The sequence below is a fragment of the Yokenella regensburgei genome, from assembly GCF_051486985.1.
Classification (GTDB): domain Bacteria; phylum Pseudomonadota; class Gammaproteobacteria; order Enterobacterales; family Enterobacteriaceae; genus CBFFRJ01.
On sequence record NZ_JAHVDV010000001.1, the window covers coordinates 275,387 to 296,715 of the forward strand.

A 21,329-nucleotide genomic window follows, 5' to 3' on the forward strand; every position below is an offset into this window, starting at 1 on the left:
ATGTTGGGGGATTACTTAAGAGAGACAGCGCTGGGGGAAGGATGACTCATCGCATAGCGACTCGCCCTTCGGGTCGCTGCCTGCGGCAACGCTTTCTCGCGTCGCTCGAATTGAACCTTAATCAAAGCTTCTCATCCTTCCCCGCMCGGGCAGAATATGAGGTAGAGAAAWTTKATTTTTGCTGAGGTGCTGCAGGRAAGTGATGGTGGTGGGGGAAGGATGACTCGTCGCATAGCGACTCGCCCTTCGGGTCGTTGCCTGCGGCAACGCTTTCTCGCGTCGCTCGAATCGAACCTTAATCAAAGCTTCTCATCCTTCCCCGCCCGGGCAGAATATGAGGTAGAGAAAWTTKATTTTTGCTGAGGTGCTGCAGGAAAGTGATGGTGGTGGGGGAAGGATTCGAACCTTCGAAGTCGATGACGGCAGATTTACAGTCTGCTCCCTTTGGCCGCTCGGGAACCCCACCAGGGGTAATTGATATTGCATGAAGTGAGATGGTGGTGGGGGAAGGATTCGAACCTTCGAAGTCGATGACGGCAGATTTACAGTCTGCTCCCTTTGGCCGCTCGGGAACCCCACCACGGGGTAATGCATAATACTACTGGCCTGCTTCCTTATCGGGAAGCGGGGCGCATCATATCAAATGACGCGCCGCTGTAAAGCTTTCCTTTGGCGGAAATGAACCGTTTGCGTACTTTTCATCCGTAACGCAGTAAACCTAATCAATTCATTTCATTAGCATCAAAGAATGATCGTTCTGTTGCCGTATACGAAAACACGCTGGGCGAGAACCTGGTAGAGGGCGCGGCTAAGCACGTTTTTCTCGACGTCGCGTCCTGCACGCATCATATCTTCCGCAGTGTAGGTGTGATCAACATGGATGACGTCCTGCATAATAATCGGACCCTCATCAAGATTATCATTAACATAATGCGCGGTAGCGCCAATAATCTTCACGCCACGCTCATAAGCCTGATGGTACGGTCGGGCACCGATAAAGGCCGGAAGGAAGGAGTGGTGAATATTAATAATTTTGTTCGGGAAGCGAGAGACGAAACCAGGCGTCAGAACGCGCATATATTTTGCCAGAACAACATAGTCGGGCTGATGCGCTTCGATGGCTTCCGCCATTTTGTTGTCATGCTCTTCGCGGGTCAGACCCTCGTGGCTCACCAGTTCAAAGGGAATATCGAAACGTTCGACCAGCGTGCGCAGCGTTTCATGATTACCAATCACCGCAGCGATATCAATATCCAGCCCACCGTAGTTGGCTTTCATTAACAGATCGCCCAGGCAATGCGCCTCTTTTGTCACCAGAATTACAACGCGACGCTGACCTGCCGGGTTTAATTCCCTCACGGATCCTTCGGGCAACGCGCTATCGAGATCGGCCAGCAGCGTGGCATCATTAAAGATGCCTTCAAGTTCGGTACGCATAAAGAAGCGCCCGGTTCGGTGATCGACAAACTCATTGTTTTGCACAATGTTCAGTTCGTGTTTGTAGCAGATGTTAGTAATTCGCGCGATAAGGCCTTTCTGGTCAGGGCAGATAGTGCGCAGTATTTTACGTTGTAGTGAATGCATTGCCGGGTAAATCCTGTTGATGATGTTTGCTATGGGGGTGACGCTGAGCTTATTGCCCGCAGCACTTCTTGAATTTCTTCTGTGAACCACAAGGACAAGGGTCATTGCGGCCTATGAGCGGTCGCTTGCCATCGATATAGTACCATCGACCGTTCTCTTTTAAGAATCGGGAGCGTTCAATTATGGCGCCAGGTCTATCATCCTCAATATAGCGAGCAACGAAGCTGACATAACCTTCGTTCTCATTTGTGCCGGGCGCAGTCTCAAATATCGTCAGCCCCAGCCATTGCGTACGGGCAAAACCTGATTCAATATCCTCGCGCAAAGCAGCGGCCTGACAAACCGGATGCCAGGTATTGATAAGATAATCCGCTTGCCTGAGCACAAATGCGGTATAGCGGGAGCGCATAAGTTGTGATGGATTCGGCGCAACCTGCGTACCAGACAGATAACGCTGGCAACATAGGCTATACTCCACTGCGCTACCGCAGGGACAACGTTGAGACACAATGAACTTCCTGAACAGATAGAATGGCATTGTAAGCCAGGGTAGTGGATATGTTAACTGAGCTGTGGCGTTGTGGCTATGCCAGTCGTTCCGGGGGAAAGACATCCAGGTAATGAGAAGCGTAAAAATTGGGCTGGCGTTGGGCTCTGGTTCTGCCAGAGGATGGTCGCATATTGGTGTGATCAATGCATTACAGCGAGCAGGAATACACATTGATGTTGTGGCAGGGTGCTCCATCGGTTCGCTGGTAGGTGCAGCCTTCGCGTGTGGTAAATTGCCTGAACTTGAAACCTGGGTGCGTGCCTTCAGCTACTGGGATGTCCTGAAGTTAATGGATGTCTCCTGGCGGCGTGGTGGATTCTTAAGGGGAGAGCGTGTATTCAAGCATTACCGGCAGATCCTTCCACAAACCTCTTTTGCTGAGAGCCAGCTAAAATTTGGCACGGTAGCAACCAACCTGAGTACAGGTCGTGAAATATGGTTTACAGAGGGCGACCTCCATCAGGCAGTGCGGGCCTCTTGCAGTATACCTGGCTTAATGGCACCCGTGTCCCACAATGGCTACTGGCTGGTGGATGGCGCGGTGGTCAATCCGGTGCCGGTCTCGCTAACGCGTGCATTAGGTGCGGATATCGTGATCGCGGTTGATTTGCAACATGATGCACATCTCATGCAACAGGATCTGTTTTCCGTTAATCTTGCAGCCCCTGAAGAGGCAGAGGGGGAGGGCGTCGCTGTTGCAACCCCGCGTTGGCATGAACGTTTGCGTGAGCGTTTAGGCACTATGACGGCGCGTCGAACGGTAATTGCGCCTACTGCAATGGAAATCATGACGACGTCCATTCAGGTCCTTGAGAACCGGCTTAAGCGCAATCGTATGGCCGGCGATCCTCCGGATATACTTATCCAGCCGTTGTGTCCTCAAATTTCAACGCTTGATTTCCATCGCGCTGAGGCAGCTATTCATGCTGGTCAGTTGGCGGTGGAAAAAAAGATAGATGAACTATTACCACTGGCGAGGACATCGTTATGAACCTCGTTTTTTTATGTGACTTAATCAAAATCTGACAGGCGATTGCTGATAAACATGCCACTATTTATTTATCGTAGGTCAGGGGAGAAATGATGACGCAGCCGTTAGCAGGAAAACAGATAATGATCGTTGAAGACGAGCCCGTCTTCCGCTCTCTGCTGGATTCCTGGCTCTCGTCTCTGGGCGCGGAAACCTTGCTGGCAGAAGATGGTCTCGTTGCGCTTGAGATTCTGGAAAGCGTGTCGCCAGATCTGATGATTTGTGATATTGCGATGCCACGAATGAACGGCCTGAAGCTGGTCGAGCAACTTCGTAATCAAGGGCAACAACTGCCCATCCTTGTCATTTCAGCAACGGATAACATGGCAGATATTGCTAAAGCGCTGAGGCTGGGTGTGCAGGATGTTCTGCTCAAACCGGTTAAAGACTTTAATCGCCTCAAGGAAACCGTTTTTGCCTGTATATACCCGAACATGTTTAATTCGCGGGTAGAAGAAGAAGAGCAATTGTTCCAGGACTGGGATGCCCTGGTGGAGAATCCGCAGGCGGCGGCAAAACTGTTGCAGGAGTTACAGCCGCCGGTTCAACAACAGATGTCAGGCTGTAGGGTCAATTACCGACAGCTTGTTTCAGCCGATAAACCTGGGCTCGTTCTGGATATTGCCCCCATTTCATCAAACGACATTGCATTTTATTGCCTGGACGTAACCCGTGCAGGAAATAACGGGGTACTGGCCGCGTTATTACTACGTGCACTGTTCAATGGGCTACTCCAGGAGCAGTTGTCGCACCAGCATCAACGGCTACCAGAAATGGGCAGTTTACTAAAACAGGTGAACCAACTGCTTCGGCAGGCAAATTTGCCGGGGCAATTTCCACTGTTGGTTGGTTATTACCATAGCGACTTAAAAAATCTTATTTTAGTTTCGGCAGGTCTTAATGCCACACTCAATACAGGTCAACACCAGGTTCAGATCAGTAGTGGAGTACCATTAGGTACATTAGGTAATACTTATCTGAACCAATTTAGTCAGCGTTGTGATGCATGGGAGTGCCAGGTCTGGGGCGCAGGCGGCCGTTTACGTTTAATGCTGTCTGCGGAATGAGCAATCGCAACGCAAATTGCAGATTGCTTTACCTGCGCGTTTCAACGAGTGCTACTATCGCCACAGTTTTGCGTATTAGTCCTAATTAAACGTTACCGCGCCCTTTTCAGACCAGTGTGATCCGGTGGTACTGATATACTCAGTCGCGTGTAATTACATGAACATGCTCAACGCGTGAACAGATCAGGAGATTTTAATGGCTGCCATAAATTCAAAAGTAACAAAAGCAGTTATCCCCGTCGCGGGATTGGGAACCAGGATGCTTCCAGCAACAAAGGCGATTCCTAAAGAGATGTTGCCGCTGGTGGATAAGCCATTAATTCAGTACGTCGTAAATGAGTGTATTGCTGCGGGTATTACTGAAATTGTTCTGGTTACGCATTCATCTAAAAACTCAATCGAAAACCACTTCGATACCAGTTTTGAACTTGAAGCCATGCTGGAAAAGCGCGTAAAACGCCAGCTGCTCGAAGAAGTTCAGTCTATTTGCCCACCGCACGTCACTATTATGCAGGTACGTCAGGGACTGGCTAAAGGCCTTGGTCACGCCGTGCTTTGTGCTCACCCTGTTGTAGGGAATGAACCTGTTGCCGTTATTCTGCCAGACGTCATTCTGGATGAGTTTGAGTCGGACCTCTCGCAGGATAACCTCGCAGAAATGATTAAACGCTTTGATGAGACCGGTGCCAGTCAAATCATGGTTGAACCGGTCGCAGATGTCACTGCTTATGGCGTTGTCGATTGCAAAGGCGCGGCCCTCAACCCAGGTGATAGCGTCCCGATGGTGGGTGTCGTTGAAAAGCCTAAGGCTGACGTTGCCCCTTCAAATCTGGCTGTAGTAGGTCGCTATGTCCTGAGCGAGCATATCTGGCCGTTGCTGGCGAAGACCCCTCCAGGCGCAGGTGATGAAATTCAGCTGACCGATGCCATCGATATGCTCATTGAGAAAGAAACCGTTGAAGCCTACCACATGAAAGGCAAAAGCCATGACTGCGGTAATAAACTGGGCTATATGCAGGCCTTCGTTGAATACGGGATTCGTCACAATACATTAGGTGAAGAATTTAAAGCATGGCTGGAAAGCCAATTAGGCGTCACCAAAGCCTGATCTGCGCTGTTTTAGCCTGAAAGCCGGGAATGCCTCCCGGCTTTTTTATTGCCTGTACGCATGACCAGAATAGCCTCTCATACATACAGGCATGATTAAAAAGCGCCATGCATGCACAGGAATCTTCAGCAGGTTTATATTTTGAACAATTATGGGCAAAAAAAATCCCGCCATTAGCGGGATTTTCGAAAAGGGGGTTATTACTCTTTAATCAGGAAGTCGTCCAGTTGCTTGCCTTGTTCATCCATGGCTTTTTTGATTACCGCTGGTGTACGGCCCTGGCCGGTCCAGGTTTTGGTTTCGCCATTTTCATCAACATAGCTATATTTAGCAGGGCGCGCAGCACGTTTAGCTTTAGTACCGGTTTTCGCAGTAACCATGCTATTCAGCAGTTCATTAGGATCAATACCGTCCGCAATCAGCATTTCGCGATACTGTTGCAGTTTACGAGTACGCTCTTCGATCTCAGCTGCTGCAGCGCTTTCTTCTTCACGACGTTCATTAACGACAACTTCTAATTTTTCCAGCATTTCTTCCAGGGTTTCGAGGGTGCATTCTCTTGCCTGTGCACGAAGAGTACGGATGTTGTTCAGAATTTTAAGTGCTTCGCTCATCTTTGTAATCTCAAACTTATATTGGGGTGGTTTGTTGGGCTAATAATAGAGCGTTAATTTCTCAGGTGCAATAGGTGAGAATGTAAGGAATTCAAATTTCCTCTTTATTTAGTTCATTTCTTAAATCCGTTAACTTAAATTTTTAGCGGTTAAAAGCACGAAAGGTGCATATAGAAAGAAAGATAAGCAGCAGGGCAACACTCATTTTTATCCGGGATAATCACGGTTTATCTCATGCACTGCAGGGGGTGTTATGGATAAATATCAACCTTTTTAATTGTTGTTGATAACGGGACCGTCTGCGATAAAACATTAATAGTTTCCGAAGCCTGGCGTTAATTTCCGGGCCTTAGAATAGGCCGTAAGCATGCGCCCGATTTATTGTATGTTTCTTTGGCAGCAACAGGGTTGTGAGCAAATAAGTAAAGCCTTAACCGTTATCGAAGGCTAATTCAGATGCTTTCCGCCGGGTAGGGGAGGCGAGGCATAACGTTAAAATATGATACAATCCTGCGCCGGGATATCACATTTTCACTGAGGTTTTGCGGGCAATGGCGCAACTTTATTTCTATTACTCTGCGATGAATGCCGGAAAGTCTACGGCCTTACTGCAGTCTTCCTATAACTATCAGGAGCGTGGTATGCGCACGCTCGTTTATACCGCAGAAATCGATGACAGATTTGGCGCAGGTAAAGTGAGTTCACGTATCGGGTTATCGTCCCCGGCCAGACTGTTTAATCAAACCAGCCAGCTCAGACAGGAAATCGGCGCTGAACATACCCGTGAGCCAATCCACTGTGTGCTTATTGATGAAAGCCAGTTCTTAACGCGTCAGCAAGTGTATGAGCTTTCTGATGTGGTCGACGATCTGGATATACCGGTACTCTGCTATGGGCTGAGAACCGATTTCAGAGGCGAGCTTTTCACTGGTAGCCAGTATTTACTTGCCTTGTCAGATAAGCTCGTGGAGCTTAAAACCATCTGTTTCTGTGGTCGTAAAGCAAGCATGGTCCTGAGACTTGACCATCAGGGTCGCCCTTATAACGAGGGTGAACAGGTGGTTATTGGTGGTAACGAGCGATATGTATCTGTTTGCCGTAAACACTATAAAGAGGCGCTTGCAGAGGGTTCTCTGCCTGCCATTCAGGCGAGGGTGAGAGGATAAGAATTCCTCTTCACATGAAGGTATAAAAAAACCCGCCATCAGGCGGGTTTTTATTTACAACGCTAAGTTAAGCAGTTTTTTTCGCTTTTTTGTCAGCTTTGTCTGTTTTAACCAGATCCGCTTTCACGTCAGCAACTTCACCTTCTTTGAATTCACGTCCGTAGAACGTATCCAGAAGGATCTGTTTCAGTTCAGAGATCAGCGGATAGCGTGGGTTAGCACCGGTACACTGATCGTCAAAGGCATCTTCGGAAAGCTTATCTACATGGGCCAGGAAGTCTGCTTCCTGAACGCCAGCTTCACGAATCGATTTCGGAATGCCAAGTTCAGCTTTGATGCTGTCCAGCCATGCCAGCAGTTTCTCGATTTTCGCTGCGGTACGGTCACCCGGGGAGGTTAAGCCAAGATGGTCAGCAATCTCAGCGTAGCGACGACGAGCCTGCGGACGGTCGTACTGGCTGAAGGCAGTCTGTTTGGTCGGGTTATCATTCGCGTTGTAGCGGATAACGTTACCAATCAGCAGGGCGTTAGCCAGACCGTGCGGAATGTGGAACTGAGAACCCAGTTTGTGCGCCATGGAGTGACACACACCGAGGAAGGCGTTAGCAAACGCGATACCAGCGATGGTGGCTGCACTATGTACACGCTCACGGGCAACCGGATTCCGGGACCCTTCATGGTAAGACGCTGGCAGGTTCTCTTTGAGCAATTTCAGAGCCTGCAGAGCCTGACCGTCAGAGAACTCAGAGGCCAGAACAGACACGTAGGCTTCGAGTGCGTGGGTAACCGCATCCAGCCCGCCAAAGGCGCACAGGGATTTCGGCATATCCATGACCAGGTTGGCATCAACAACGGCCATATCCGGGGTCAACGCGTAGTCAGCCAGCGGGTATTTCTGACCCGTTGCATCGTCAGTTACCACGGCGAACGGTGTCACTTCTGAACCCGTACCTGAGGTCGTGGTAACAGCCACCATTTTCGCTTTCACACCCATTTTCGGGAACTTATAGATACGTTTACGGATATCCATAAAGCGCAGCGCCAGTTCTTCGAAGTGGGTTTCCGGGTGTTCGTACATCACCCACATAATTTTCGCGGCGTCCATCGGGGAACCACCGCCCAGGGCGATAATGACGTCTGGTTTAAAGGAGTTAGCGAGCTCAGCGCCTTTACGCACAACGGTCAGGGTCGGATCGGCTTCAACTTCAAAGAAGACTTCTGTTTCCACACCCGCTGCTTTCAGAACAGAGGTGATCTGGTCAGCATAGCCATTGTTAAACAGGAAGCGGTCAGTCACGATCAGCGCGCGTTTGTGACCATCAGTAATCACTTCATCCAGCGCGATGGGCAGAGAGCCACGGCGGAAGTAGATAGATTTCGGAAGTTTATGCCACAACATGTTTTCAGCTCGCTTAGCAACGGTTTTTTTGTTGATCAGGTGTTTCGGACCAACGTTTTCAGAGATGGAGTTACCACCCCAGGAACCACAACCCAGTGTCAGGGAAGGTGCGAGTTTGAAGTTATAAAGGTCACCGATACCACCCTGAGAGGCAGGGGTGTTAATCAGGATACGTGCGGTTTTCATTTCCGCGCCGAATTTCTGTACACGTGCTGGCTGGTTATCCTGGTCGGTGTAAAGGCAGGATGTGTGACCGATACCGCCCATTGCAACCAGTTTTTCTGCTTTAACAACCGCGTCATCAAAATCTTTTGCACGGTACATAGCAAGCGTTGGCGACAGTTTTTCATGAGCAAAAGGCTCGCTCTCATCAACAACGGTGACTTCGCCAATTAAAATCTTGGTGGATGCTGGAACCGTAAAGCCTGCCAGTTCAGCAATTTTGTAGGCCGGTTGACCCACGATGGCGGCGTTCAGCGCACCATTTTTCAGGATAATGTCCTGAACTGCTTTCAACTCTTTACCCTGAAGCAGATAGCCACCGTGGCTGGCGAAACGTTCGCGAACTGCATCATACACCGCGTCAACAACCACGACAGACTGTTCAGACGCACAGATTACGCCGTTATCGAAAGTTTTTGACATCAGAACAGAGGCAACAGCGCGTTTGATATCTGCCGTTTCATCAATGACGACAGGGGTGTTACCAGCGCCTACACCGATAGCAGGCTTACCGGAACTGTATGCTGCCTTAACCATACCTGGACCACCGGTCGCAAGGATCAGGTTGATGTCAGGGTGATGCATCAATGCATTTGACAGCTCAACAGAGGGTTGGTCAATCCAGCCAATGAGATCTTTAGGCGCACCGGCCGCAATAGCAGCCTGCAGCACGATATCTGCTGCTTTGTTGGTCGCATCTTTAGCACGCGGATGCGGGGAGAAGATAATAGCGTTACGCGTCTTCAGGCTAATCAACGATTTGAAGATAGCGGTAGAGGTTGGGTTGGTGGTGGGAACAATACCGCAAATGATACCAATAGGTTCAGCGATGGTGATGGTACCAAAGGTGTCATCTTCGTCGAGGACGCCGCAGGTCTTCTCATCTTTATAGGCGTTATAGATATATTCTGAAGCGAAGTGGTTTTTAATCACTTTATCTTCAACGATACCCATGCCGGATTCGGCAACGGCCATTTTAGCGAGGGGGATGCGGGCATCAGCTGCTGCCAGAGCGGCGGCGCGGAAGATTTTGTCAACTTGTTCTTGAGTAAAGTTGGCATATTCACGCTGGGCTTTTTTTACGCGCTCTACGAGTGCGTTAAGTTCAGCGACATTAGTAACAGCCATAATGCTCTCCTGATAATGTTAAACTCTTCTAGTAAACCAGCTGGTGAATACGACAGTATAGTCAGGCTGGTTGCAGGTTGCGTAAATTACAGAAAAACAATAAGTTAACGCCTTCCTGCCCTACTGATTTACTGGGAGAGTTTTTCACGAAGCATCATTCTTAATGATGAGTCGTGTATCCCGATGACGTAACCCAAGGGTACTCACTTCTGAGTAGCGATTACGTGATCTAAATCAAGTTACAGCAAAGCTGACACCTTTCAGCAGGCTGTTTTTGGGCATATGTCTTAAATGTTAATCATAAAAGACCAGCGTTGAGTAAGATTATCATAATTAATACAAATGCATAACATGCCCATATGTCAGGATAAAGGCAGTATTTTTGATGAGCAAAGCGCTGAAAAGGCGTATATTCAGCGCGGTTTTATTGGCCGATTTTGACTTTTACCGTTGCGACATTACGGGAGCGCCCTGTGATTCAATCCGTTTTTGATTTTCCTACCTGGACGAAATTTTTTATCGGTCTGTTTGCGCTGGTTAACCCGATTGGCATTATTCCAGTTTTTATCAGCATGACCAGTTATCAGACGGCAGCGGCGAGAAATAAAACCAATCTCACGGCCAACCTCTCAGTTGCCATTATTCTGTGGACATCTCTGTTCCTGGGTGACGCTATCCTGCAATTGTTTGGTATCTCTATTGATTCCTTCCGTATCGCTGGCGGTATTCTGGTGGTCACCATCGCGATGTCGATGATCAGCGGCAAGCTGGGGGAGGATAAACAAAATAAACAAGAAAAATCAGAGTCAGCGATCAGAGAGAGCATAGGTGTCGTACCGCTGGCGTTGCCGCTGATGGCAGGGCCTGGTGCCATCAGCTCCACTATTGTCTGGGGAACTCGTTTTCATACCGTCGAATATTTGTTGGGTTTTTCTGTCGCCATCGCACTCTTCGCCACTTGCTCATGGGGTCTTTTTCGCATTGCGCCCTGGTTAGTCCGACTTCTGGGCCAGACAGGTATCAACGTGATTACACGTATCATGGGGTTGCTATTGATGGCATTGGGGATTGAATTCATTGTGGCGGGTGTAAAAGGGATTTTCCCGGGACTGCTAAATTGAGCCAACCGTAGCGGCTACCCTTTTCTCCCGCTACGTTTCAATTCCCGCATTATTAGTAAAACGTATAAATATTGCCGGAAAAAAACGTAAATATAATAAAACAGCCTGCTTTGAATTAATTATGCTATTTCAATGGATTACATTTTGTTGCAGTGTTTCTTGCTGCGAAATGCGCCCCTTAAGCTTGTTATTTTCTTCACATGATACTCTGGGGGTTGCTGTCAGATAATTGAAATGATATTAGTAATTTCCCCTTCAAGTCAGACAAATGTGCTAGATAATATTCAATTGTTGATTTTTTGTGTAGAAAATAACCAGTTTGATGCTAAGCGACATGTTTTGCGCTGAAAATTGCCTAACACATTGATTTTGTTTTGAATGAAGTAAAAATTGCAACGAGCGTTTCGGGTCAGCGTTAGTAACAGGTGCAAATAAAAGAGAATTGGTTAACAAATTTGCAAAATGTATTGGCGGCAAATAATTGCATTTGATACTTTCCGGCCCTAACTTTCGCCAAAAATAAACGCGGATGAGAATTATTTTCAATTAAGATTTCTCTTTCGTCTTGCAGAATCAACGGTAGGTCACGACAGGGTAATGTGCTCGATATCGACGAAAAGGTGCCGCACGAGCGCCTCGTAATAAAGAGAAGTCGGTGATAGCAAGAAGTAATGATGCCTGGCAGTAGCTAAAGCTCCTGCGCTGACCAGGTGCCCCGTAAGGGAACGAAACAGCTGGTATTCGTGCCAGTAATTATAATGAGTGGAGTATCAACACAATGTCCATCATCACAAAAAAAAGTCTGGTAGCGGCAGGGATTTTTACTGCGCTAATGGCAGGTAACGTGGCTATGGCAGCCGACGTTCCGGCAGATGTTAAACTGGCTGACACGCAAACGCTGGTCCGCAATAATGGCTCTGAAGTTCAGTCTCTTGACCCGCACAAAATTGAAGGGGTACCAGAGTCCAACGTGAGCCGCGATCTTTTTGAAGGATTGCTCATTTCTGACGTTCAGGGCCATCCGAGCGCGGGTGTGGCAGAAAAATGGGAAAACAAAGATTTTAAAGTCTGGACCTTCCATTTACGTAAAGATGCTAAATGGTCCGACGGTAGCCCGGTTACCGCACAAGATTTTGTTTATAGCTGGCAGCGTCTGGCAGATCCGAAAACCGCCTCTCCCTATGCAAGCTATCTGCAGTATGGTCATATCGCAAATATCGACCAAATTATCGAAGGCAAGAAACCCGTTACCGATCTCGGCGTAAAAGCTGTCGATGAAAATACCTTCGAAGTTACCCTGAGTGAACCCGTCCCTTATTTCTATAAACTGCTGGTACACCCGTCTGTTTCTCCAGTGCCTAAAGCCGTTGTCGAAAAATTCGGCGACAAATGGACCCAACCGGCGAACATCGTCTCCAACGGTGCTTACAAGCTAAAAAACTGGGTTGTCAACGAGCGTATCGTGCTTGAGCGTAATACGAATTACTGGGACAACGCTAAAACCGTCATCAATCAGGTTACCTACCTGCCGATTTCCTCAGAAGTCACAGACGTCAACCGCTACCGCAGCGGTGAAATCGACATGACCTATAACAACATGCCGATTGAACTGTTCCAGAAACTGAAAAAAGAGATCCCGGCTGAAGTTCACGTCGACCCGTACCTCTGCACCTATTACTACGAAATTAACAACCAGAAAGCCCCCTTCACCGATGTGCGCGTACGTACCGCTCTGAAACTGGCGCTTGATCGCGACATCATTGTTAACAAGGTGAAAAATCAGGGCGATCTACCTGCATATAGCTACACTCCGCCATATACCGATGGTGCAAAACTGGTTGAGCCAGAGTGGTTTAAGCTGTCTCAGGAAAAACGCAATGAAGAGGCGAAAAAATTGTTGGCAGAAGCAGGGTACAGCGCTGATAAACCGCTGACTTTCAGTCTGCTTTACAACACCTCAGATCTGCATAAAAAACTGGCTATCGCCGTCGCGTCCATCTGGAAGAAAAATCTGGGTGTAAATGTGAAGCTGGAAAACCAGGAGTGGAAAACCTTCCTCGACAGCCGTCATCAGGGTACGTTTGATGTGGCACGTGCTGGCTGGTGTGCGGACTACAATGAACCCACTTCGTTCCTGAATACCATGCTGTCTGACAGTTCAAACAACACGGCACACTATAAGAGTGCCGAGTTCGACAAGCTGGTTGGCGATACCTTGCAAGCGACCAGTGACGAACAGCGTGCGGAGCTCTACAGCAAAGCAGAACAACAGCTCGATAAAGATTCTGCCATTGTTCCGGTCTATTACTACGTGAATGCCCGTCTGGTGAAACCCTGGGTTGGTGGTTATACCGGTAAAGACCCGATGGATAATATTTACGTTAAAAACCTTTATATTATCAAGCATTAATGGCAATGAGTGGGGCAGGGTGAGCCTGCCCCACGGTGTCTTATTTCATCGCACTACAAAGGCACAGGCCAGAAGGTACGGGCAATGTTGAAATTTATCCTACGTCGCTGCTTAGAAGCGATTCCAACACTTTTTATTCTTATTACGATCTCCTTCTTTATGATGCGCCTCGCACCCGGCAGCCCTTTTACCGGTGAACGTACGCTGCCGCCTGAAGTTATGGCTAATATCGAAGCGAAATATCATCTGAACGATCCTATCCTGACGCAATACACCAGCTATCTGAAGCAGCTGGCGCATGGCGACTTTGGACCCTCGTTTAAATACAAAGACTACACGGTTAACGATCTGGTTGCTGCCAGCTTTCCCGTCTCTGCGAAACTCGGTGCGGCTGCTTTTTTAATGGCAGTGATTTTTGGCGTCGGGGCAGGGGTTATTGCCGCACTCAACCAGAACACGAAGTGGGATTACTCCGTGATGGGACTTGCAATGACGGGGGTGGTGATACCCAGTTTTGTCGTCGCCCCGTTACTGGTCATGATCTTCGCCATCACGCTTAAGTGGCTTCCTGCGGGTGGCTGGAACGGAGGCGCGCCGAAATTCATCATTCTGCCGATGGTGGCGCTCTCTTTGGCTTATATCGCCAGCATTGCGCGTATCACCCGCGGCTCGATGATTGAAATTCTGCATTCGAATTTTATTCGTACCGCTCGCGCGAAAGGGTTGCCGATGACGCGGATTATTTTCCGCCACGCGCTCAAGCCTGCTTTATTACCGGTACTCTCCTATATGGGCCCCGCCTTCGTCGGTATTATCACCGGCTCAATGGTCATTGAAACCATATATGGTCTGCCGGGTATTGGTCAGTTGTTCGTTAACGGCGCACTCAACCGTGACTACTCTCTGGTATTAAGTTTGACCATTCTGGTAGGCGCACTGACTATTTTATTTAACGCGATTGTAGATGTGCTTTATGCCGTTATCGATCCGAAGATTCGTTATTAACACTGGAGTACGCCATGATGTTAAGTAAGAAAAACAACGAGGCGCTGGAAAACTTCAGTGAAAAACTGGAAGTAGAAGGTCGTAGCCTCTGGCAGGATGCGCGACGTCGCTTTATGCACAACCGCGCCGCTGTCGCCAGCCTGTTCGTGTTGTTGCTAATTGCCCTGTTCGTAACCTTAGCCCCCATGCTCTCTCAGTTTGCCTATTTCGATACGGACTGGGGGATGATGTCCAGCGCGCCCGATACCGAATCCGGTCACTATTTTGGCACGGACTCTTCGGGTCGCGATTTATTAGTGCGCGTGGCGATTGGTGGACGAATTTCATTAATGGTTGGGATCGCGGCCGCGCTTGTCGCGGTGATTCTCGGTACGCTGTACGGATCGCTTTCAGGTTATCTCGGCGGCAAGATTGATTCAGTCATGATGCGTATCCTGGAAATCCTGAACTCCTTCCCGTTTATGTTCTTCGTTATCCTGCTGGTGACCTTCTTTGGGCAAAATATCCTGCTCATTTTTGTCGCCATCGGCATGGTCTCCTGGCTTGATATGGCACGTATCGTGCGTGGGCAGACTCTGAGCCTTAAGCGCAAAGAGTTTATTGAAGCAGCACAGGTAGGCGGCGTCTCCACGGGTAACATAGTGATTCGCCACATCGTCCCTAACGTATTGGGTGTGGTTGTGGTCTATGCTTCGCTATTGGTGCCCAGCATGATTTTGTTTGAATCCTTCCTGAGTTTCCTTGGCCTTGGTACGCAGGAGCCACTGAGCAGCTGGGGCGCACTCTTGAGTGACGGAGCAAACTCAATGGAAGTTTCTCCCTGGCTTCTGATGTTCCCGGCGGCCTTCCTCGTCGTGACGCTGTTCTGTTTCAACTTTATCGGCGATGGCCTGCGTGATGCCCTCGATCCGAAAGATCGTTAAGGAGTGCTGTAATGAGCATGCATGAAACCTCATCGGCGCCGCAGGCGCTACAGCAATCGGACATCCTGCTGGATGTAAACGATCTGCGTGTCACTTTTACCACCCCGGACGGTGACGTCACGGCGGTGAACGACCTGAATTTCAGCCTGCGTGCGGGCGAAACTCTGGGTATCGTTGGAGAGTCCGGTTCCGGTAAGTCCCAGACTGCGTTTGCGTTAATGGGGCTGCTGGCCTCAAATGGTATCATCGGTGGGTCGGCAAAATTCAACGGCAAGGAGATCCTGAATCTGCCGGAAAAGGCGCTCAATAAACTCCGTGCTGAACAGATTTCAATGATTTTCCAGGACCCCATGACCTCTCTGAACCCCTATATGCGGGTCGGAGAGCAGTTAATGGAAGTTCTGATGCTGCATAAAAGCATGACCAAAGCTGAAGCTTTTGAAGAGTCAGTGAAAATGCTCGATGCCGTCAAAATGCCGGAAGCCCGTAAGCGTATGCGTATGTACCCGCATGAATTTTCCGGCGGGATGCGTCAGCGTGTGATGATAGCGATGGCGCTGTTGTGCAGACCTAAGCTACTGATTGCTGATGAACCGACCACTGCGCTTGACGTAACCGTGCAGGCACAAATCATGACGCTCCTCAACGAACTGAAGAGCGAGTTCAACACGGCAATCATCATGATTACCCATGACCTGGGCGTCGTGGCGGGTATCTGTGACAAAGTCTTGGTGATGTACGCCGGGCGCACGATGGAGTACGGTAAAGCACGCGATGTGTTCTACCAGCCAGCGCACCCTTACTCCATCGGGCTGCTGAATGCGGTTCCGCGCCTTGATGCGGAAGGGGATTCACTCCTGACCATTCCGGGTAACCCACCAAATCTGCTGCGGCTACCGAAAGGGTGCCCGTTCCAGCCGCGTTGCCCCCACGCCATGGATATCTGTTCCAGTGCTCCCCCGTTAACGGAGTTCGCCCCAGGCCGCCTGCGTGCCTGCTTTAAGCCGGTGGAGGAGTTGGTATGAGTAACGTCGCCGAAGAGAGAAAAGTTCTGCTCGAAATTGCCGATTTAAAAGTGCATTTCGACATTAAAGACGGTAAACAGTGGTTCTGGCAGCCGTCGAAAACGCTCAAAGCCGTGGATGGCGTGACCCTGAGATTATACGAAGGCGAAACGCTTGGCGTGGTGGGCGAATCGGGCTGCGGGAAGTCGACATTTGCCCGTGCCATTATTGGTCTGGTGAAAGCAACTGACGGCAAAGTGGCCTGGCTGGGTAACGATCTGTTGGGCATGAAGCCGGATGAGTGGCGTCAGGTACGCAGTGATATCCAGATGATTTTCCAGGATCCGCTGGCCTCCCTGAACCCGCGTATGACCATCGGTGAAATCATTGCCGAGCCGCTGAGAACCTATCATCCTAAGATGTCTCGTCAGGATGTCCGCGATCGCGTTAAAGCAATGATGCTCAAGGTGGGGTTACTTCCCAATCTGATTAACCGTTATCCACATGAATTCTCGGGTGGACAGTGTCAGCGTATTGGGATTGCCCGTGCGTTGATCCTTGAACCCAAACTTATCATTTGTGATGAACCCGTCTCCGCGCTTGATGTGTCGATTCAGGCGCAGGTGGTCAATCTGCTGCAAAAACTGCAGCGCGAAATGGGACTCTCGCTGATCTTCATTGCCCACGATCTGGCGGTCGTGAAACACATCTCGGACAGGGTGCTGGTGATGTATCTGGGGCATGCGGTTGAACTGGGCACTTATGATGAGGTGTACCATAATCCTCAGCATCCTTATACCAAAGCCCTGATGTCAGCGGTGCCGATTCCCGATCCGGATCTGGAGAAGAACAAAACCATTCAGTTGCTGGAAGGGGAGCTGCCTTCGCCGATCAATCCACCCTCCGGCTGCGTGTTCCGCACTCGTTGCCCGATTGCCGGACCAGAATGTGCGAAAACGCGCCCGGTACTTGAGGGTAGTTTCCGCCATGCGGTCTCCTGCCTGAAGGTTGATCCGCTTTAAAGGGCATGCATAAAAAAGGCTGACGAGAGTCAGCCTTTTTTCTTACTCGCGCCAGAGAATATGGCAGAGTTTGTGGTCTTTTTCCCGGCACAGCAGCACGCGCGCGAAGATATCATTAATCTCGCCGCCGTCCGTATCCGCCAGTCCAATCACCACCTCAGCAAAGAAGTCCGGGTTCAGATCGAAATCGACATGCTCCTGCCAGTCTTCGCTGGGATCGAACAACTCTGCGCCACCACGCTCTTCGAACTGGAGGTTAAAGAGGATTACGTCTGCCGGGTCAAGATTATCGACCGCCAGTTCGAGAAAAATGTCGTAAGCCTGTTCCAGCGTTTCATCTTCGGTCAGGCGATTGTTCAGATCCATTTCCATAATAACTACCTGTTTAACGTCAGTTGGGCACGTTTTACAGCAACGGGCTGAAGAAGTAAAACAGTCGTTCAGCGATTCGGTGCCAGAACGGGCGTTTCACCCACAAGCGGGCGTCAAGCAATCTGGAGCGCGAGATATAATCATCCTGAACGGAGGCCAGATCGCCGCCAAACCCGGCGTCATCAATGACCAGCGTAATTTCGAAATTAAGCCACAGGCTGCGCATGTCGAGGTTCACAGTTCCGACAAGGCTGAGCTCCCCGTCAACAAGGACGCTTTTGGTATGCAGCAGTCCACCTTCGAACTGGTAAATTTTTACCCCCGCAGCCAGCAGTTCGGTGAAGAACGCCCGACTGGCCCAGCCGACCAGAACGGAATCGTTGTGTCGTGGTAAAATAATACTGACATCCACCCCGCGCTGAGCCGCCGTGCAGATCGCATGAAGCAGATCATCGCTCGGTACAAAGTAGGGAGTCGTCATGATGAGGTACTCCCGCGACGCGTACACCGCAGTAAGCAAGGCCTGATGGATCAAATCTTCAGGAAAACCCGGGCCGGAAGCAATGGTATGAATGGTATGACCGCTTGCCTGCTCGAAGGGCATAATGTTGGCATCCGGTGGCGGCGGTAAAATGCGCTTACCGGTTTCAATTTCCCAGTCACAGGAATAAACCACACCCATCGCCGTCGAAACCGGGCCTTCCATTCTCGCCATCAGATCGACCCATTGACCGACGCCCGCGTCCTGCTTGAAGTACCTGGGATCAACCATATTCATGCTGCCGGTGTAGGCAATATAATTGTCAATCAACACCATTTTCCGGTGCTGGCGTAGATCCATCCGGCGTAAAAAGACACGCATCAGATTGACCTTCAGCGCCTCCACCACCTCGATGCCGGCGTTACGCATCATATCGGCCCAGGGGCTGCGGAAAAAGGTCACACTGCCCGCTGAATCGAGGAGTAACCGGCAATGCACGCCGCGACGTGCTGCGGCCATTAAGGACTCCGCGACCTGATCGGCCATGCCCCCGGGGTGCCAGATATAAAACACCATCTCGATATTGTGCCGAGCCAGCTGAATATCGCGGATTAGCGCCTGCATGACATCATCTGATGCTGTCAGCAGCTGAAGCTGATTGCCTTTCACCCCGGCAATGCCCTGGCGATGCTCGCAAAGTTTGAACAACGATGACGCAACGCTACTGTTTTCCGTCGCAAAAATATGATGATGCGTTTTGAGATCTTTCAGCCATTTTGCTGTAGAAGGCCACATTGCTCTGGCCCGCTCGGCACGCCGTTTTCCAAGATGGAGTTCACCGAAGGAGAGATAGGCAATGATACCGACTAACGGAAGAATATAGATGATGAGAAGCCAGGCCATTGCGGAAGGAACGGCGCGGCGCTTCATGAGTATACGTAATGTCACCCCCGCGATAAGAAGCCAGTATCCCAGAATGACCAGCCAACTCACGACGGTGTAGAAGGTTGTCATAAAAAATCCTTTTTAACAGTGCTTAAGAGGAGTTTACGCATAAGGATTCATCTGGCAAATAAAAACGGTTCGCAAAAGGGCTGGTGCGGCGGCGGGCAGGGTCTATAATGGCGCGTCAGCACTAAAAAGAGTCGTAATAATGAAGCGTAGTAGAACGGAAGTGGGACGCTGGCGCATGGCGCGACAAACCAGCCGCCGCAAGGCACGTTGGCTGGAGGGTCAGTCACGACGCAATATGCGTATCCACTCAATAAGAAAGTGTATTCTTAACCGGCATCGTAATGCGTTAGTTTTTGATTTTTACGTGTTTTAATCAGGGGCACCTCAGGGTGCCCATTGTTTTATCTCTTTAAAATCCAGCGTTTCATTTTTATGCCACGTTTCTTCTTCAGCTTACACCCTGTATCTTAAGCAGCGCTTTAACCTTCGCACTGGAATCCCATGAATAAAGAAGCTTTAATCTTTCTGGCAGTGGCCATCATCGCCGAAGTGATCGCCACTACCGCCCTGAAATCCTCTGACAGTTTTTCGCGACTTTTCCCCTCGCTTATCAGCATAGCGGGCTATTGCATCGCTTTCTGGTGTTTGACCATTCCTATGCGCACCATACCCACCGGCATCATTTATGCTATCTGGTCCGGTGCTGGCATTGTGTTGATTGGTACTGTGGGATGGCTGGTGCATGGTCAGAAACTGGATATCCCGGCGATGGTGGGGATGGGGCTGATAATCGCCGGTGTCATTACCATTAATGTATTCTCAAAAAGCGTCACGCATTAATACAGTGCGTAAGGGCCAGCTATAAACACTCCTCCGGCCCCTGGGCGTTAAAATCAGAATACTTTTTTGAAAGGCTTAACCGTAACCCGATGATAAACGCCAGCGGCGACGTAAGGATCGGCCTGCGCCCATGCTTTCGCCTCTTCCAGTGAGTCGAACTCAGCGATGACGGTTGAGCCGGTAAATCCTGCGGCGCCCGGATCGTTACTGTCTACGGCAGGCATAGGGCCTGCGGTCAGCAGACGACCTTCATCCCGCAGCAACTGGAGGCGCGCCAGATGAGCCGGGCGGACGGATAAGCGTTTTTCCAGAGAGTCAGCGGTATCTTCAGCAAAAATAACGTAAAGCACAGGCATTGCTCCTTTCATCATAAAACCACTACGTTATGTGAATCATCCGGGCGTCGCAATGTAAAGATTGCACACCCTGGACCTCGCTCACCTGTCGCCTTGTTTTGTTCCTTGAGGATCGAAATCAAGGTTAGGTGAGATGCGTAGTTGAATATGATTGCTATTTGCATTTAAAATCATGGTTTGTTTTTTCAACTGAAATGATTATGACTGCGATGACCCTTGATTTACCTCGCCGCATCCCCTGGGCAACGATGCTCTCTGTCGGCATTCACGGCGCTGTGGTTGCGGGTTTGCTGTATATGTCGGTACATCAGGTTGTTGAGCTGCCTGCGCCCGCACAACCCATTTCTGTGACGATGGTATCTCCGGCTGAACTGGAGCCGCCTCAGACAGCTCAGCCGCAGCCTGAACCGGTGGTTGAACCTGAGCCAGTGCCTGAACCCGAGCCAGTCGTTGAACCTGAGCCGGTCCCGGAACCGCCTCAGGAGGCACCCGTGGTTATCCCAAAACCGGAACCCAAGCCGAAGCCGAAACCAAAGCCTAAACCGAAGCCGAAGCCAGAGAAAAAGGTGGAGCAGCCAAAACGGGAAGTTAAACCGGTTGAACCCCGCCGCACTGCACCAGTGGAAAACAGTGCGCCGACACGTCCGTTTACCACCAGTCAGCCCTCTGCTGCCAGCAAGCAGACACCGTCCGTCCCGGTCGGTCCGCGTGCTCTCAGCCGTGCTGAACCTCAATATCCGACACGTGCGAGGGCGCTGCGCATTGAAGGGCGTGTGCGGGTGAAATTTGATGTAATGCCAGATGGCCGTTTAGATAATATTCAAATCTTATCCGCTCAACCGTCCAATATGTTTGAACGTGAAGTGAAATCCGCGATGCGTAAATGGCGATATGAAGCGGGCAAACCCGGGACCGGTATTACCGTCAACATTGTGTTTAATATGAAAGGCACCTCTACGGTGCAATAATACTG

20 protein-coding genes, 2 tRNA genes and 2 other RNA genes are annotated in these 21,329 nt (G+C 49.9%); 13 read left to right on the forward strand and 11 right to left on the reverse strand.

Features of this window, described 5'->3' with window-relative positions:
• Positions 1–25: 25 nt before the first annotated feature.
• From KXR87_RS01435 to KXR87_RS01460, 6 genes are all read right to left on the reverse strand, one after another.
• A non-coding RNA gene (locus KXR87_RS01435) (RtT sRNA) lies at positions 26–156 on the reverse strand.
• A gap of 47 nt (positions 157–203) precedes the next feature.
• A non-coding RNA gene (locus tag KXR87_RS01440) (RtT sRNA) lies at positions 204–334 on the reverse strand.
• Between the two features lie 47 nt (positions 335–381).
• Positions 382–466, reverse strand: a tRNA-Tyr gene (locus KXR87_RS01445).
• A 29-nt stretch (positions 467–495) separates the two neighbouring features.
• A tRNA-Tyr gene (locus tag KXR87_RS01450) sits at positions 496–580 on the reverse strand.
• A gap of 161 nt (positions 581–741) precedes the next feature.
• The gene (gene purU / locus KXR87_RS01455) at positions 742–1,584 is read right to left on the reverse strand and encodes a formyltetrahydrofolate deformylase (RefSeq protein WP_437430485.1); all 843 of its coding nucleotides are present in this window, start codon (positions 1,582–1,584) and stop codon (positions 742–744) included.
• A 49-nt stretch (positions 1,585–1,633) separates the two neighbouring features.
• Entirely contained in the window at positions 1,634–2,092 is a 459-nt protein-coding gene (locus KXR87_RS01460; protein WP_437430486.1) for a YchJ family protein, read from the reverse strand.
• 112 nt (positions 2,093–2,204) lie between these two features.
• On the opposite strand from KXR87_RS01460, the gene rssA reads away from it, so the two are divergent.
• The 3 genes from rssA to galU all read left to right on the forward strand — a co-directional run bounded on the left by rssA (position 2,205) and on the right by galU (position 5,339).
• The gene (gene rssA / locus KXR87_RS01465; RefSeq protein WP_437430487.1) at positions 2,205–3,125 is read left to right on the forward strand and encodes a patatin-like phospholipase RssA; all 921 of its coding nucleotides are present in this window, start codon (positions 2,205–2,207) and stop codon (positions 3,123–3,125) included.
• 92 nt (positions 3,126–3,217) lie between these two features.
• Positions 3,218–4,231 (forward strand): two-component system response regulator RssB, encoded by a 1,014-nt coding sequence (gene rssB / locus KXR87_RS01470; protein WP_437430556.1) that lies wholly within the window; start codon positions 3,218–3,220, stop codon positions 4,229–4,231.
• A 196-nt stretch (positions 4,232–4,427) separates the two neighbouring features.
• Positions 4,428–5,339: a UTP--glucose-1-phosphate uridylyltransferase GalU gene (galU, locus tag KXR87_RS01475; RefSeq protein ID WP_437430488.1), complete on the forward strand. Its 912-nt coding sequence runs from the start codon at positions 4,428–4,430 to the stop codon at positions 5,337–5,339.
• Between the two features lie 200 nt (positions 5,340–5,539).
• Here galU and hns read toward each other — a convergent pair whose 3' ends face one another.
• Complete coding sequence (gene hns, locus KXR87_RS01480; RefSeq protein WP_437430489.1) at positions 5,540–5,953, reverse strand: histone-like nucleoid-structuring protein H-NS; 414 nt, start codon at positions 5,951–5,953, stop codon at positions 5,540–5,542.
• 551 nt (positions 5,954–6,504) lie between these two features.
• Between hns and tdk the strand changes: the two genes are divergently transcribed.
• Positions 6,505–7,119: a thymidine kinase gene (gene tdk / locus KXR87_RS01485; RefSeq protein WP_437430490.1), complete on the forward strand. Its 615-nt coding sequence runs from the start codon at positions 6,505–6,507 to the stop codon at positions 7,117–7,119.
• A gap of 67 nt (positions 7,120–7,186) precedes the next feature.
• Here tdk and adhE read toward each other — a convergent pair whose 3' ends face one another.
• Entirely contained in the window at positions 7,187–9,868 is a 2,682-nt protein-coding gene (adhE, locus tag KXR87_RS01490) for a bifunctional acetaldehyde-CoA/alcohol dehydrogenase (RefSeq protein ID WP_437430491.1), read from the reverse strand.
• A 473-nt stretch (positions 9,869–10,341) separates the two neighbouring features.
• Between adhE and KXR87_RS01495 the strand changes: the two genes are divergently transcribed.
• The 6 genes from KXR87_RS01495 (at position 10,342) to oppF (ending at position 17,353) form a co-directional block, all read left to right on the forward strand.
• Positions 10,342–10,989 (forward strand): YchE family NAAT transporter, encoded by a 648-nt coding sequence (locus tag KXR87_RS01495; protein ID WP_437430492.1) that lies wholly within the window; start codon positions 10,342–10,344, stop codon positions 10,987–10,989.
• Between the two features lie 778 nt (positions 10,990–11,767).
• A complete protein-coding gene (oppA, locus tag KXR87_RS01500) occupies positions 11,768–13,399 on the forward strand; it encodes an oligopeptide ABC transporter substrate-binding protein OppA (RefSeq protein WP_437430493.1) in 1,632 nt (543 codons plus the stop codon).
• An 84-nt stretch (positions 13,400–13,483) separates the two neighbouring features.
• A complete protein-coding gene (gene oppB / locus KXR87_RS01505; RefSeq protein WP_437430494.1) occupies positions 13,484–14,404 on the forward strand; it encodes an oligopeptide ABC transporter permease OppB in 921 nt (306 codons plus the stop codon).
• Positions 14,405–14,418: 14 nt separating this feature from the next.
• On the forward strand, positions 14,419–15,327 hold the full coding sequence (gene oppC, locus KXR87_RS01510) for an oligopeptide ABC transporter permease OppC (RefSeq protein WP_437430495.1): 909 nt from the start codon (positions 14,419–14,421) through the stop codon (positions 15,325–15,327).
• Positions 15,328–15,338: 11 nt separating this feature from the next.
• Entirely contained in the window at positions 15,339–16,352 is a 1,014-nt protein-coding gene (locus KXR87_RS01515) for an ABC transporter ATP-binding protein (protein ID WP_437430496.1), read from the forward strand.
• On the forward strand, positions 16,349–17,353 hold the full coding sequence (gene oppF / locus KXR87_RS01520; protein WP_437430497.1) for a murein tripeptide/oligopeptide ABC transporter ATP-binding protein OppF: 1,005 nt from the start codon (positions 16,349–16,351) through the stop codon (positions 17,351–17,353). Before KXR87_RS01515 ends, oppF begins: the two co-directional genes overlap by 4 nt.
• Positions 17,354–17,395: 42 nt before the next feature.
• Here the strand turns inward: oppF and KXR87_RS01525 are convergent, their stop codons facing one another.
• Positions 17,396–17,725 carry an HI1450 family dsDNA-mimic protein gene (locus KXR87_RS01525; protein ID WP_437430498.1) on the reverse strand — a complete coding sequence of 110 codons (330 nt, stop codon included), beginning with the start codon at positions 17,723–17,725 and terminating at the stop codon, positions 17,396–17,398.
• Between the two features lie 34 nt (positions 17,726–17,759).
• The gene (gene cls / locus KXR87_RS01530; protein ID WP_437430499.1) at positions 17,760–19,220 is read right to left on the reverse strand and encodes a cardiolipin synthase; all 1,461 of its coding nucleotides are present in this window, start codon (positions 19,218–19,220) and stop codon (positions 17,760–17,762) included.
• Between the two features lie 139 nt (positions 19,221–19,359).
• On the opposite strand from cls, the gene KXR87_RS01535 reads away from it, so the two are divergent.
• Complete coding sequence (locus KXR87_RS01535) at positions 19,360–19,533, forward strand: YciY family protein (RefSeq protein WP_437430500.1); 174 nt, start codon at positions 19,360–19,362, stop codon at positions 19,531–19,533.
• Between the two features lie 128 nt (positions 19,534–19,661).
• A complete protein-coding gene (locus KXR87_RS01540; protein ID WP_437430501.1) occupies positions 19,662–20,000 on the forward strand; it encodes an SMR family transporter in 339 nt (112 codons plus the stop codon).
• Positions 20,001–20,053: 53 nt separating this feature from the next.
• On the opposite strand, the gene KXR87_RS01545 is transcribed toward KXR87_RS01540, so the two are convergent.
• On the reverse strand, positions 20,054–20,350 hold the full coding sequence (locus KXR87_RS01545; protein ID WP_437430502.1) for a YciI family protein: 297 nt from the start codon (positions 20,348–20,350) through the stop codon (positions 20,054–20,056).
• Positions 20,351–20,565: 215 nt separating this feature from the next.
• Here KXR87_RS01545 and tonB point away from each other — a divergent pair, with 215 nt between their 5' ends.
• Entirely contained in the window at positions 20,566–21,324 is a 759-nt protein-coding gene (gene tonB / locus KXR87_RS01550; RefSeq protein WP_437430557.1) for a TonB system transport protein TonB, read from the forward strand.
• Positions 21,325–21,329 lie beyond the last annotated feature (5 nt).